The sequence below is a fragment of the Pseudomonas sp. BF-RE-25 genome (assembly GCF_019956105.1).
Taxonomy (GTDB): domain Bacteria; phylum Pseudomonadota; class Gammaproteobacteria; order Pseudomonadales; family Pseudomonadaceae; genus Aquipseudomonas; species Aquipseudomonas migulae.
In genome coordinates this window covers 105,779-118,962 of record NZ_JAHBDB010000007.1, presented here as the reverse complement: position 1 = coordinate 118,962, position 13,184 = coordinate 105,779, and the positions used below count along the sequence as shown (strand labels likewise).

The 13,184-nt window shown below is 58.2% G+C and carries 10 protein-coding genes; 5 read left to right on the top strand and 5 right to left on the bottom strand.

Annotated features, from left to right (window positions below; all coding sequences use genetic code 11):
* Positions 1–70: 70 nt before the first annotated feature.
* Genes KGB24_RS04235 through KGB24_RS04225 form a run of 3 tightly spaced genes read right to left on the bottom strand, consistent with a single transcriptional unit; the run spans position 71 to position 2,445 of the window.
* Positions 71–1,417: an ATP-binding protein gene (locus KGB24_RS04235; protein WP_223414676.1), complete on the bottom strand. Its 1,347-nt coding sequence runs from the start codon at positions 1,415–1,417 to the stop codon at positions 71–73.
* Entirely contained in the window at positions 1,414–2,091 is a 678-nt protein-coding gene (locus KGB24_RS04230; RefSeq protein ID WP_008029360.1) for a response regulator, read from the bottom strand. The genes KGB24_RS04235 and KGB24_RS04230 overlap by 4 nt, the downstream gene beginning before the upstream one ends.
* A 48-nt stretch (positions 2,092–2,139) precedes the next feature.
* On the bottom strand, positions 2,140–2,445 hold the full coding sequence (locus tag KGB24_RS04225; RefSeq protein ID WP_008029361.1) for a hypothetical protein: 306 nt from the start codon (positions 2,443–2,445) through the stop codon (positions 2,140–2,142).
* A gap of 144 nt (positions 2,446–2,589) precedes the next feature.
* Between KGB24_RS04225 and KGB24_RS04220 the strand changes: the two genes are divergently transcribed.
* Complete coding sequence (locus tag KGB24_RS04220; RefSeq protein WP_223414677.1) at positions 2,590–3,381, top strand: dienelactone hydrolase family protein; 792 nt, start codon at positions 2,590–2,592, stop codon at positions 3,379–3,381.
* Positions 3,382–3,533: 152 nt separating this feature from the next.
* Positions 3,534–4,259 (top strand): 4'-phosphopantetheinyl transferase, encoded by a 726-nt coding sequence (locus KGB24_RS04215; protein WP_223414678.1) that lies wholly within the window; start codon positions 3,534–3,536, stop codon positions 4,257–4,259.
* 114 nt (positions 4,260–4,373) lie between these two features.
* On the opposite strand, the gene KGB24_RS04210 is transcribed toward KGB24_RS04215, so the two are convergent.
* Both KGB24_RS04210 and KGB24_RS04205 read right to left on the bottom strand, forming a co-directional pair.
* Entirely contained in the window at positions 4,374–5,984 is a 1,611-nt protein-coding gene (locus KGB24_RS04210) for an ATP-binding protein (RefSeq protein WP_223414679.1), read from the bottom strand.
* Entirely contained in the window at positions 5,981–6,703 is a 723-nt protein-coding gene (locus KGB24_RS04205) for a response regulator (protein ID WP_008041764.1), read from the bottom strand. The genes KGB24_RS04210 and KGB24_RS04205 overlap by 4 nt, the downstream gene beginning before the upstream one ends.
* Positions 6,704–7,440: 737 nt before the next feature.
* On the opposite strand from KGB24_RS04205, the gene KGB24_RS04200 reads away from it, so the two are divergent.
* From KGB24_RS04200 to KGB24_RS04190, 3 genes are all read left to right on the top strand, one after another.
* Positions 7,441–10,335: a ribonucleoside-diphosphate reductase subunit alpha gene (locus KGB24_RS04200; RefSeq protein WP_223414680.1), complete on the top strand. Its 2,895-nt coding sequence runs from the start codon at positions 7,441–7,443 to the stop codon at positions 10,333–10,335.
* Positions 10,336–10,476: 141 nt separating this feature from the next.
* Positions 10,477–11,718: a tyrosine-type recombinase/integrase gene (locus KGB24_RS04195; RefSeq protein ID WP_223414681.1), complete on the top strand. Its 1,242-nt coding sequence runs from the start codon at positions 10,477–10,479 to the stop codon at positions 11,716–11,718.
* Positions 11,711–13,183, top strand: coding sequence for a site-specific integrase (locus tag KGB24_RS04190; RefSeq protein WP_223414682.1), 1,473 nt, complete (start codon positions 11,711–11,713; stop codon positions 13,181–13,183). Before KGB24_RS04195 ends, KGB24_RS04190 begins: the two co-directional genes overlap by 8 nt.
* Position 13,184: the final 1 nt, after the last annotated feature.

The following is a 13,184-nucleotide window of genomic DNA, read 5'->3' as shown; positions in this document are numbered from 1 at the left end:
GGCGATGGCGTCCTTGAAATCGCCATCGCCGGCAAGCCGGCTCCTACAGGGGATCGCGGTGTTTCGGCAATCAAACCACCGGAAAATGAATCCGGAACGCCGCGCCGCCCATCGGCGAATCGCCCAGGGTCAGCTTCGCGTTGTAACTCTCGATGATGTCCTTGACCACCGCCAACCCGATCCCCTGCCCCGGGTGCTGACGGTCCAGCCGTTCGCCGCGCTGCAGAATCCGTGCACGCTGATCCGGCGGCACACCCGGCCCGTCGTCCTCGACGCACAATTCGACCCCGCTCAAGGTCTCGCGTACGCTGATGCGCACTTCGCCCAGGCACAGGCGATAGGCGTTTTCCAGCAGGTTGCCCATCATTTCCAGCAAGGCGCCCTGTTCGATCGGCACGTAGCATTGCTCCGGCAGATCGAAGGCCACCCGTACACGTTTGTCGCGGTAGACCTTGTCCAGCGTGTCGCAGAGACTTTGCAGCACCGGACGCAACCGCACCTGATGGCGCACCAGGCCGCTTTTGCGCAGGCTGGCGCGCTGCAACTGATAGCTGATCTGCTGGCTCATGCGCTCGATCTGGGCTTGCAGCACCCAGGCCTGATCGCGATCCGCCGGGCGCTGCGCCATGTCTTCGCTGACGCCTTGCAGCACGGTCAACGGGGTTTTCAGGCTGTGGGCCAGGTCGTCGAGGGAATCGCGATAGCGGCTGCGCTGTTCGCGCTCGCTGTGCAACAAGCGGTTGAGCGAGCCGGTCAGGCGCAGCAATTCACGCGGGTGCTGTTCGCTGAGGCTTTCGCGGGTGCCGCTTTCGATTTCGTCGAGCTCCTGACTGAGTCGGCGCAACGCCTGCAAGCCCCAGGTCAGGCCGATCCACAGCAACGCCAGCAGCACCAACAAAGCGGCGCCGAAACCCAGATAGAGATTTTCCCGCAGGCCTTCGAGGGTGTCTTCGTACTCGCGCACCGGTTGCAGCGCGACGATGCTGAACGCCGCGCTTTTGCCGCCGAGCAGTTTGACTTCGACGTCATAGACGAAGAATTCCTGGCCGTTGGCTTCGCTGATCCTCGCGAACTCGTTACCACGCCCGTCGTAACGCGGTTTGTAGTTGATGTCCTCTTCCTGAGTGCCCTTCGAGCGCCAGACCAGGTGACCTTCACGGTCATAGATGTAGCCGAGCAAACGGCTGTCGGTGAGGTTGAAACGCTCGTCCGGCAACTGCGCCGGCATCTGCAAGTGGTTGCCCTCGACCCGGGCGGCGGAAATCAGCGTGGTGACGTCCGACGCCAGGCGCTGCTCGATGGAATCCTGCAGCGCCAGGCTGAACGCGCCCTGCATCGCCGGCAGCAACGCCAGCATGAACAACACCGCCAGGATCGTGGCGGCGAGCATCAAACGGACACGAAGCGAACGAATCAAGTGCAGCGCTCATTGAACAGGTAGCCGAGGCCCCGCACGGTGTCGATCGGCTTGAAGCCGGCCGGGCCTTCGAGTTTGCGGCGCAAGCGGCCGACCAGCACTTCGATCACGTTCGGATCGCGCTCGTCGTCATCCGGGTAGAGCTGCTCCATCAAGCGGTCCTTGGCCACCACTTGCTGATGATGGCGCATCAGGTATTCGAGGATCCGGTACTCGTAGGCAGTCAGCGCCAGCGGTTGTTCATCGAGGGACGCCTGCTTGCGATTGAGGTCGAGCAGCAGCGGCCCGGCGACGATGGTCGACTGGGTGAAACCGCTGGAGCGACGCAGCAAGGCATTCAGGCGCGCATCCAGCTCTTCGAACTGGAACGGCTTGACCACGTAATCGTCGGCGCCGGCAGCGAGGCCTTCGACCTTGTCCTGCCAGTTGCCGCGCGCGGTGAGGATCAGGATCGGGAAAGTCTTGCCCCGCGAGCGCAGCTGACGGATCAGGTCGAGCCCGCCCATGCCAGGCAGGCCGAGGTCGATTACCGCCAGGTCATGGTTGAATTGCTCGGTCTGGTACAGCGCCTCCTCGGCGTTGGCCACGGACTCGACCACGTGGCCACTGTCCGTCAGGCGGGTTTGCAGGTGATGGCGCAACAGCGCTTCATCTTCGACGACCAGCAATTTCATAACGCTCTCCCGGGCAATTCAACCTCTCCAGAGGTGCAACGGCGTATTTCAAGACAGATCATAGCGGCCCATGAGGTTCTCCTGACGGAGTTTAATGCCATTGTGAAAGACCGACACGTTCGCGTAAGCAGCGCAGTAATCGGCCTGAGGGTTCGGGCGGCCCAACTGCGCGCCCCAGGCACTGTCATGACTGACCACGCCGTTCGTGCCGATGCTGTGCAGGGTGAGGGACTTTTTGGGTCTCTCGCCGGTCTTCCCAAGAGCAAGGCTGGCGACATTATCGTCAGAAGCGAACGCCGCGGTGCTCGCGCTCAAAACGGTGAATGCCAGCAGCAGGTTTTTAAAGCCAGTCATAGGAAAATGTCCTCATGCGCAGATGCTTTGGGTACGGCGCTACATTACGCACCGGCCCCTGAACTCCCCCTGAACGCACTCTGAACCCGAGCTGAACCAGATCGACTAGGCTGTGTTGACGACTTTTTTGCAGGAGATCCGACCATGCGTATATTCCTTGCCCTGTTCTTGCTGGCCGTGAGCGGGCTCAGCCAGGCGGCCATCAAGACCCAGGAAATCCCCTATCAAAGCCCCGACGGCACCAAGCTGATCGGGTATTACGCTTACGACGACACGGTTAAAGGCCCCCGCCCTGGCGTTGTGGTGGTTCACGAGTGGTGGGGCCTCAATGACTACGCCAAGCGCCGCGCCCGTGACCTCGCCGGCCTGGGCTACAGCGCCCTGGCCATCGACATGTATGGCGACGGCAAAAACACCGAACACCCCAAGGACGCCATGGCGTTCATGCAAGCGGCGATCAAGGACAGCGACGCTGCCAGTGCGCGGTTTCAGGCCGGGCTGGATCTGCTGAAGAAACAGCCGCAAACCGATCCGGATAAAATCGCCGCGATTGGTTACTGCTTCGGCGGCAGCGTGGTGCTGAATGCGGCACGTCAGGGCTTGCCGTTGGCGGGCGTGGTGAGTTTCCACGGAGCGCTGGCAACCAAAGCGCCTGCAACACCGGGCAGCGTGAAGGCGAAAATCCTGGTCGAGCATGGCGCGCTGGACAGCATGGTGACGGCGGAAAACGTCGCGGCGTTCAAGACGGAAATGGACAAGGCCGGGGCCGATTATCAATTCGTCAACCTTGAGGGCGCCAAGCATGGGTTCAGTAATCCGGATGCGGATCGCTTGAGTCATGGCGATCATGGCGGGCCGGATATTGGTTACAACAAGGCGGCGGATGAGAAATCGTGGGCGGATATGCAGGCATTCTTCAAGAAGATATTTGGTTGAGTAGGTAGACCGCGGCGTGGCCATCGCGAGCAGGCTCACTCCCACATTGGAATGCATTTCAAATGTGGGAGTGAGCCTGCTCGCGATGGCCACACCTCGGTTCTGAACCTTTGCACTACCCAGCTTCAAGGCAACCCGGCAAAATGCCCGACATGAATCCCGTCCCCGCCCTGCCCGCCTGCTGTACCTCACTCGATGCCCATTGGCCGCTGCCGTTCGTGTTGCCCGATACGGTGCTGCTGAGCACGCACTTCAACACCTCGCAACTGGCCGCCGATGACTTTCAGCGCAGCGCCATCGAGCCGCCCGCGACCATCCGGCGTTCGGTGGCCAAGCGTCAGGCCGAGTTTCTCGCCGGCCGGATTTGCGCTCGCGCCGCGTTGCAGCGATTGGAAGGGCTGAATTTTACCCCGGCCATTGGCGAAGACCGGGCGCCGGTCTGGCCCGCGCACATCTGCGGCTCGATCACCCACAGCACCGGCCGGGCGGCGGCGATTGTCGCGCAGAAAACCCACTGGCGCGGCCTGGGGATGGACCTGGAAAACCTGCTCAACCCTGAACGGGCCGAGCGCCTGGCCGGGGAAATTCTCACCCCGCCGGAGTTACAACGTATGGCGGCAGGCCATCGCGATCAACTGGCGATGCTGGTGACGCTGACGTTTTCGGTGAAGGAGAGTCTGTTCAAGGCGCTGTATCCGATTGTTCAGCAGCGCTTCTACTTTGAGCATGCCGAGGTGTTGGAGTGGTCCGAGGCGGGTGAGGTGCGGTTGCGATTGTTGACGGACCTGTCCAGCGAATGGCGCCATGGCACCGAGCTGGATGCGCAGTTCGGGGTCAAGGATGGGCAGTTGTTGAGTCTGGTGAGTATCAAGGCCTGAGGATTTGCGGTGTTTATGAGGACGCCATCGCCGGCAAGCCGGCTCCTACAGGTTTACGCAGACCTTGTAGGAGCCGGCTTGCCGGCGATGGCGGTAGATCATTCACCGCCGATCTCAACGCTTCTCCTGATTGCGCGGCCAACTCAAACTGAAACACGCCCCACCCAGGCTCTTGCTCTTGCTGATCAACGCTCGCCCGTCATGCCAATGGATGATCCGCCGCACGATCGACAGCCCCAACCCATGCCCGCCCGAAGCACGGGTTCGGCTGTCATCGAGACGCAGGAACGGCGTAAAGATTTTCTCCCACGCGGATTCCGGCACACCCGGCCCGTCGTCCTCGATGTCCACCCGACAACGCTGCTGCCCGACCTGATAGCTGACGGTCACCCGCGATGAGGCATGACGCATAGCGTTGCTCACCAGGTTCTGGATCGCCCGGTGCAGGTAACGGGGTTCGGCCTCGACCCAGGCATCATCGCAATCGGCGGCCGAGAGGCACAAACCGCGCTGCACCGTGACGTCGGCGCGCAAGGGCGCCAATTCTTCGATCACTTGATTGACCAACGCATCCAGGTCGATCCGCTGGAAATTCAGCGCAGGCGAACCCTGTTCCAGCCGCGCATAAGTGAGCATCTCGTCCACCAGCCGATCAAGGTCTTCAATGTCGTGATCCATGCCCTCGCGGTACTTCTCCAGCGCCTGCGGCGTGGTGGCCGAGCCGATCATCTCCAGACCGAAACGCAGCCGCGCCACGGGCGTGCGCAATTCGTGGGACACCGCGCGTACCAGTTCACGCTGGATCGCCAGCAACTGCTGCAAGTGCTCGGCCATGCCGTTGAACGCTGAGGCCAGGCGCCCCACCGAGTCGGCACCGCGCGCCGGCACGCGGGTTTCCAGGCTGCCTTTGGCGATGCGCGTGGCGGCCGCTTCGAGCCCGCGCAAACGACGCTCCAGTTGCCGCACCAAGAGATAGACGATCAACCCGATCAGGCTCAAGCCCAGCGCCGCGATCAGCACCAGCCACTCCGGCGGGTAAGGATTCATCTGATACAGCGGACCGATTTCCAGCACCCACGGCGTGCCGACCATGCCGGCAAACACCCGGATCGAATCGCCGCCCTTGCCCAGCGCCATCACCGTATCGCCTTCGGACACCCGACGGCTTTGGTCTTCGTCCATGTCCGCTTCGTCGACCGTGACCAGCCGCAAGTCGAAACCAAACCCCTTGTCTTCTTTCAATTGCGCCAGACGCTTGGGCTGCTCGGCCACCGGCACGCGTACCAGTTCATCGGCGAGCAGGTAAATGGTCGCGCGGGCCAGTTGCTCGCTGATCTGCTGCACCTCCCCCGTGAGCACTAACTGTTCCTTGTCGCTGATCAGTCGATAGACCTTCGCCGCATGCGGACCGGTCTGCTCCACCAGCGCCTGACCGCGCAGCACGCGGGTGCGCTGAGTCAGGTCGAGGTCGGTCTGGGCAAAGGTCTTCAGCGCCAACGGAATCCCGAGCAGGCGTTCCCACACCAGCAAGGCGCGGTGACGCTGGGTTTCGTTCATCGGTTGCAGGTTGTCGGCCATCAGCGAGAACGTGCCATGGGCCAGGCGCTCGCGGTACTGCTCGCTGCGCACCTGATTGAGCATGTGCAGGGCCAGCACGCCGAGCACCGCCACCAGAATCAGCGCCGCGCACATGCCGCCATAGATACGCAGGAAGATCGAGTTCACAGCGACGGGTCTACGCAGGCTTCCGGCACGAACAGATAGCCTTTGCTGCGGATGGTTTTGATCAGGCGCGGATGATCCGGGTCATCGCCGATCTTCGGCCGGATGCGCGAGATGCGCACGTCGATGGAGCGGTCCTGGCCGTCATAGCCGATGCCGCGCAGTGCGGTGAAAATCTCTTCACGAGAGAGGATGCGCCCGGCATTGGCCACCAACAGCCACAGCAGGTCGAACTCGGCGCTGGTCAGTTCGATGCCGTTGTCATGCAGCCAGGCTTCACGCAAGGCGTTGTCCACCACCAGCGGGCCGAATTGCAGGCGCCGTTGTTTTTCCGGAACGGGTTCAGGCGCTTCACTGCGCCGCAACAGGGCCTGGATGCGGGCCAGCAGCAGGCGTGGACGAACCGGTTTGCAGACGTAGTCGTCGGCGCCCAGGTCGAGGCCGAGGATTTGATCGGTGTCGTCGGTACGCGCGGTGAGCATCAGGATCGGCCCGTCGTACTTGTCACGGACCTTGCGGCAAATGCTCAGGCCGTCTTCGCCCGGCAGCATCAGGTCGAGGATCACCAGGTCCGGTTTCTCCTTGATGATGCGTGCGGCCGCCAGGGCGCCGTTGCCTTCGATCGACACACGCAGGCCATTGGCCTCCAGGTATTCGCGGGTCAGTTCGGCCAGACGCTGGTCGTCTTCCACTATCAATACCTGCCAGGCTTCTTGCTCCACGGTGACCTCTGCTTGCCAACAACACTTATAAGGAAGGATCCGCCCGTCTTTTTGTAATGATTGGGGAGGATAAGAATGCGTAACTATCGGCCGATTGTATAAACGTCGCCCGCCGAGAACACAAGCCGGCAAATGCGTTCGGACAACCCGGTTTTTTGTGATAGGGTTCGCGCCCTTAAAAATCCGAATGACTGTTTTCAATCGCTGAAAATCAGCGAAAAACAGTCCGCTCCAGCTAGGTCGCGGCCTACACGCTCGTTCCACCTTTCACACACAATTTACGCACAGGTTTATCCACAGGTAGTACGTTGCAACACCCTCCGAAACGCATTATCTTGTACCCCGGCGCGAAAAAAACCCTACATGTAGGGTTTTACGCCAAAAACCAAACACAAACCGGACACCGATTTCAAGCGCTTTTATTGCCTCTTTCCGGTTGAACCAAACGTATTTTCGAAAGACCAAACCGCGCGTGCGGATGGCTACTGTTTTTGAGCCGGAAACGGCGTTAACGGTACGGGTGTTGCAGTCGATTACTGTCACCCAAAAGGATCCTGGTGTCAGGCTCAAGGCCTGAGACCAAAGACTTCGGCATGGAAGCGGCGCCCCAACAGCCCCCTTCCTGATCTGTCCCGAAGTTGGTATGCCCGGCCCAGCCGGTTGTAGTGCTTCAGGACGGAACGGTGGGCACCGTGATGGTGCCCAAACAAACATAGAGAATGTGGAGACAACCCCCCATGCAAACCGACACAACTCGCGAGAACCCGCAGGGCACTTTGCCGCAGGCCGCTGATTCGACTTCGGATCTGTCCGCCACCGCGCCTGGCCAACTGCGCGTGATCAAGCGTAACGGCACTGTCGTTCCTTACACCGATGACAAGATCACCGTCGCGATCACCAAAGCGTTTCTCGCAGTTGAAGGCGGCACCGCTGCCGCTTCGTCGCGAATCCATGACACCGTAGCCCGCCTGACCGAACAAGTCACCGCGACCTTCAAGCGTCGCATGCCATCGGGCGGTACCATCCACATCGAAGAAATCCAGGACCAGGTCGAACTGGCCCTGATGCGTGCCGGCGAGCAGAAAGTGGCTCGCGACTACGTGATCTACCGCGACGGTCGTTCGAAACAACGCGCTGCCCACGCTCCGGCAGAAGAAGCGGTCAACGCTCACCCGTCGATCCGCATCACCCGCGCCGACGGCACTTTTGCACCGCTGGACATGGGTCGCCTGAACACCATCGTCACTGAAGCGTGCGAAGGCCTGGAAGAAGTCGACGGCGACCTGATCCAGCGCGAAACCCTGAAAAACCTGTACGACGGCGTGGCCCTGACCGACGTCAACACCGCCCTGGTGATGACTGCCCGTACCCTGGTCGAGCGTGAGCCGAACTACTCGTTCGTGACCGCCCGCCTGCTGATGGACACCCTGCGTGCCGAAGGCCTGAGCTTCCTGAACGTTGCCGAAAGCGCGACCCACCACGAAATGGTCGACCTGTACGCCAAGGCATTGCCTGCGTACATCGCCAAGGGTATCGAATTCGAATTGCTGAACCCGGTCCTGGCCACCTTCGACCTGGAAAAACTCGGCAAGGCGATCAACCACGAGCGCGATCAGCAGTTCACCTACCTGGGCCTGCAAACCCTGTACGACCGTTACTTCATCCACAAGGACGGTATCCGCTTCGAACTGCCGCAAATCTTCTTCATGCGCGTGGCCATGGGCCTGGCGATCGAAGAGAAGCAGAAAGAAGACCGTGCGATCGAGTTCTACAACCTGTTGTCGTCCTTCGACTACATGTCGTCGACTCCGACCCTGTTCAACGCCGGCACCCTGCGTCCACAGCTGTCCAGCTGCTACCTGACCACCGTGCCGGATGACCTGTCGGGCATCTACCACGCGATCCACGACAACGCCATGTTGTCGAAATTCGCCGGCGGCCTGGGCAACGACTGGACCCCGGTTCGTGCACTCGGTTCGTACATCAAGGGCACCAACGGCAAATCCCAGGGCGTGGTTCCGTTCCTGAAAGTGGTGAACGACACCGCCGTTGCCGTTAACCAGGGTGGCAAGCGCAAAGGCGCTGTATGTGCCTACCTGGAAACCTGGCACATGGACATCGAGGAGTTCATCGAACTCCGCAAGAACACCGGTGATGATCGTCGTCGTACCCACGACATGAACACCGCCAACTGGATCCCTGACCTGTTCATGAAGCGCGTCTTCGATGACGGCAAGTGGACCCTGTTCTCGCCGTCCGAAGTACCGGACCTGCACGACCTGACCGGCAAGGCTTTCGAAGAGCGTTACGAGTACTACGAAGCCCTGACCGAGTACCCTGGCAAGGTCAAGCTGTTCAAGACCATCCAGGCCAAAGACCTGTGGCGCAAAATGCTGTCCATGCTGTTTGAAACCGGCCACCCATGGCTGACCTTCAAAGACCCGTGCAACCTGCGCAGCCCGCAGCAGCACGTTGGCGTGGTCCACAGCTCGAACCTGTGCACCGAGATCACCTTGAACACCAACAAGGACGAGATCGCCGTTTGCAACCTGGGCTCGATCAACCTGCCGAACCACATCGTCAACGGCAAGCTGGACACCGCCAAGCTGGAACGCACCGTGAACACCGCTGTTCGCATGCTCGATAACGTTATCGACATCAACTACTACTCGGTGCCGCAAGCGAAGAACTCCAACTTCAAGCACCGTCCGGTCGGTCTGGGCATCATGGGCTTCCAGGACGCTTTGTACCTGCAGCACATTCCTTACGGTTCCGACGCTGCCGTCGAGTTCGCCGACAAGTCGATGGAAGCGGTCAGCTACTACGCGATCCAGGCGTCCTGCGACCTGGCCGACGAGCGCGGCGCGTACGAGACGTTCCAGGGTTCGCTGTGGTCCAAAGGCATCCTGCCGCTGGATTCGCAACAGATCCTGATCGAGCAGCGCGGCCAGAAGTACATCGACGTTGACCTGAACGAATCCCTGAACTGGGCACCGGTTCGCGCCCGTGTACAGAAAGGCATTCGTAACTCCAACATCATGGCCATCGCACCGACCGCGACCATCGCCAACATCACTGGCGTCTCGCAGTCGATCGAACCGACCTACCAGAACCTCTACGTGAAATCGAACCTGTCGGGCGAATTCACCGTGATCAACCCGTACCTGGTTCGCGACCTGAAGGCTCGCGGTCTGTGGGACTCGGTCATGATCAACGACCTGAAGTACTACGACGGTTCGGTGCAGCAGATCGAGCGCATCCCGCAAGAACTCAAAGAGCTCTACGCGACCGCGTTCGAAGTGGACACCAAGTGGATCGTTGACGCGGCAAGCCGTCGTCAGAAGTGGATCGACCAGGCTCAGTCGCTGAACCTTTACATCGCTGGCGCATCGGGCAAGAAGCTGGACGTGACCTACCGCATGGCCTGGTACCGTGGCCTGAAAACCACTTACTACCTCCGTGCCCTGGCCGCGACCAGCACCGAGAAGTCGACCATCAACACCGGCAAGCTGAACGCTGTTTCCAGCGGCGGCAACCACGGTGAAGATTCGGTCCTGGCAGCTCCTGCCGGTCCTGCTCCAGTGCCGAAGGCTTGCGCCATCGACGAGCCGGATTGCGAAGCTTGCCAATGACAGCTAGGTACAAATAACCGTATACATTAAGCCCTAGACACCCAATAACCCCCTGATAACAAAGGGGGTTATCGGTTTACAGACGTATACATCCCTCCTATACTCCCGGCCCTGCCAGCTCAGGTCACGGGAACGTATACATTGCAAGCCATTCGAATCAAATCCTTCACCGCCACAGACGGCCTTCCCATGGCTGTTCTTATCGATGAAGAAGGTCGTCCCCCCTTCCTGCCCAACGTCTATGCCACCCTGCGTTATCGCGACCGGGGCGCAGCGTTGACGACCACTGAGAAAGTCCTTCGTACCTTGGGCATGTCCTACCTCTGGGCCTATGCGCGAAAGATCGATATCCATTCAGCCCTTTCCTCTCCAATGTTCTTGACCATCGAGCAGTGCGAAGACCTAGCCAACTTTCTTCGATTGGATCGGGCGAGCCAGGATCGGGAGGTCAGCGCAGCCAAAGTCACAAAACAACAGAAGATCGTGCGGCTTGAGCAAGTGCGTGGAAGGATGGCGACGAATGATGCCGTGACCCAGCTTTCCGCCGCTGAAGGGGGTTATCGGATCATGACAGTCGCCAAGTTCTTGGAATTCCATCATGAGCGACTTTGCAATCAGGTACTGGCACCGTCCAATGAAGCCCTCAAAGCGGCCCGTGAAGTGGCCATCAAACGATTCCGTAGCCTAGCACCCAAAACTGGTGGTTCATCACAGGGAGACGCAGTAGAGGGGCTCCCAGAGTCAGTAATGATCATTGTGGATAGCGCATTCGAAGCTGGTTCAGTTGAGAATCCCTTTAGAGAGGGATTCATACAAGCAAGAAACCATCTGATGTACAGGTGCTTCGTCGATACTACAATGAGGCGAAATGAGCTGCGCCATGTTCGGGTTGAAGATGTCGACTACGCACGCAAACGCGTAAAAGTTAGAGTTTCCAAAACAGTCTCCAGGACTTTGCCAGTTTCGCAACAGACAGCAGATTTGTTTCGAAACTTCGTGAGTGATTACTGGGCAAAAATTCCAGCAAAAGAGAGAATGCATGGTTATTTGTTCATCACGAGATCAGGCGACCAACTTTCTAAGTCCGCTATAAACCTGATATTTAAAGTCGCCAGAGATAGCTCGAAAGACATCCCTAACTTTCTTGCACCCCACACTCTTCGCCGGACGTGGAACGACAGGCTTAGCCGTAAAATTGATGCGCAGCCCCCAGAAAAACGTATGGATCCTGAAGAGGAAAAACGCGTTAGAACTCAGTTGAATGGGTGGGCAAAAAATTCCGAAATGGCTTCTCGTTACGCGGCCAGAGCTATTAGAGAAAAAGCTGACAGAATTGCAGAAGAGCTCGCGAATGACATTGCAGGGAGAAAGCTCAATGACTAATTTAACACATAATTCTCACAGTACATCTGAAGAGATTATTTTCAGCGCAGAAATAGACCATAATAAAAAAGTAGTACTTCTTGACGGGCGAGTCATAGACATAAAAATGGGGGTTAAATTCGCCACTCATGACAGAGATGGAAAATCATGCCCCCTATATTTTGACGCTTTAGATAAGCGCAACACCATCCATGTAAGTATTTTCAAATGTCTGGCCGCATCTCTTGCCACTCATAGTTTACATTATAATTCTTTGATCACCACTGCGATTAGAGAGTGGCTTTCCCTCGACGGCATGAAGCTGTGCTCAACTGTTGATCTAAAGGAATTAAGCTTAATCCTAGATCTCAGCTACTCACAGCGCCGCTGCATCACCCCTCTACTGCGCCGAATCAAAGAAGCAAGGCTTCCCGGCCTTTCGGAAGAGGTAATAGACTTCCTTGATAACGACGAGAAATGGGAACAAAAAGGCAATGGTGCATATTACACCCTGATCACCAATGACCCTGAACGAGGTGCCTTGACTGACCAAGAACTACATAGCATTCATTCGGCACTGAATAAGGGATACTCCAACAACACAGTATCCCTGCGTGAATTTGCTCTCTGTTGGTTCTTTATCGGCACCGGAGTTCGTCCAATTCAAATCAGGCGGATGACTATGAATAATGTCATCATTCATGACCGAGCCGGCATGGAAGTAACTTTAAAAATTCCGCTGGCCAAAGGAATGAAGACCATTGCCATGGAGTATTGGGTCAGAAAGGCTCCTACAGTATTAGCCGAATGCTTGATTACTTATTTGGATGCCTATCAGCATGCAGGAACCACCAAAGACACACCACTTTTCTCGGGCACGGCTTCAGATCTAGGAATTTTAGTTACTCGAACATTAGCTAGTCTTCCAATATATTCAGACAGACTTGAAGGCCCTATTCATATAACCCCGTATCGTTTCAGGTACACATTTGCTACACGGGCGCTGGCTCAAGGAGCCTCAGATGCTGAAGTTGCAAGGCTTCTAACTCATCGCAGCACATCGTGTATTCAATTCTACAGGGCGTCCATGCCACAGTTACAAAAGCCAATCCGGAAAGCTCTGGGAAAGGAGATGGAATACTTTGCCAGCGCCTTTCAAGGGCGCTTAATTGAGCACCTGGATGAGGCCACTCGCGCAGGCGATGACGAGTGCGTCATCGCAGACTACCTGCGGCTTACCGGAGAGACGCTTGGGGCCTGTGGAACACGCGCTGATTGCCATCAGCATGCACCAATCGCCTGCCTATCCTGCAGCTACTTTGAGCCCCTGATCAATGCCCCCTGGGAAACCTTGATGGTGGCTTTGATCGAAGATCAAAAGATCGAACCAGAGCCTAGAATTCAGCAGATCAATCAAAGTGCGATGTCAGCTATCCAGCAGATCATTGCAATTCGTGACAGCAGAGCGGATGAGGCGGTAGTCTGAC

Bases quoted from the DNA above. Each gene is read 5' to 3' on its own strand.
- KGB24_RS04230 (WP_008029360.1), bottom strand. From the start codon at position 2,091: ATGAAATTGCTGGTCGTCGAAGATGAAGCGCTGTTGCGCCATCACCTG.
- KGB24_RS04225 (WP_008029361.1), bottom strand. From the start codon at position 2,445: ATGACTGGCTTTAAAAACCTGCTGCTGGCATTCACCGTTTTGAGCGCG.
- KGB24_RS04220 (WP_223414677.1), top strand. From the start codon at position 2,590: ATGCGTATATTCCTTGCCCTGTTCTTGCTGGCCGTGAGCGGGCTCAGC.
- KGB24_RS04215 (WP_223414678.1), top strand. From the start codon at position 3,534: ATGAATCCCGTCCCCGCCCTGCCCGCCTGCTGTACCTCACTCGATGCC.
- KGB24_RS04200 (WP_223414680.1), top strand. From the start codon at position 7,441: ATGCAAACCGACACAACTCGCGAGAACCCGCAGGGCACTTTGCCGCAG.
- KGB24_RS04190 (WP_223414682.1), top strand. From the start codon at position 11,711: ATGACTAATTTAACACATAATTCTCACAGTACATCTGAAGAGATTATT.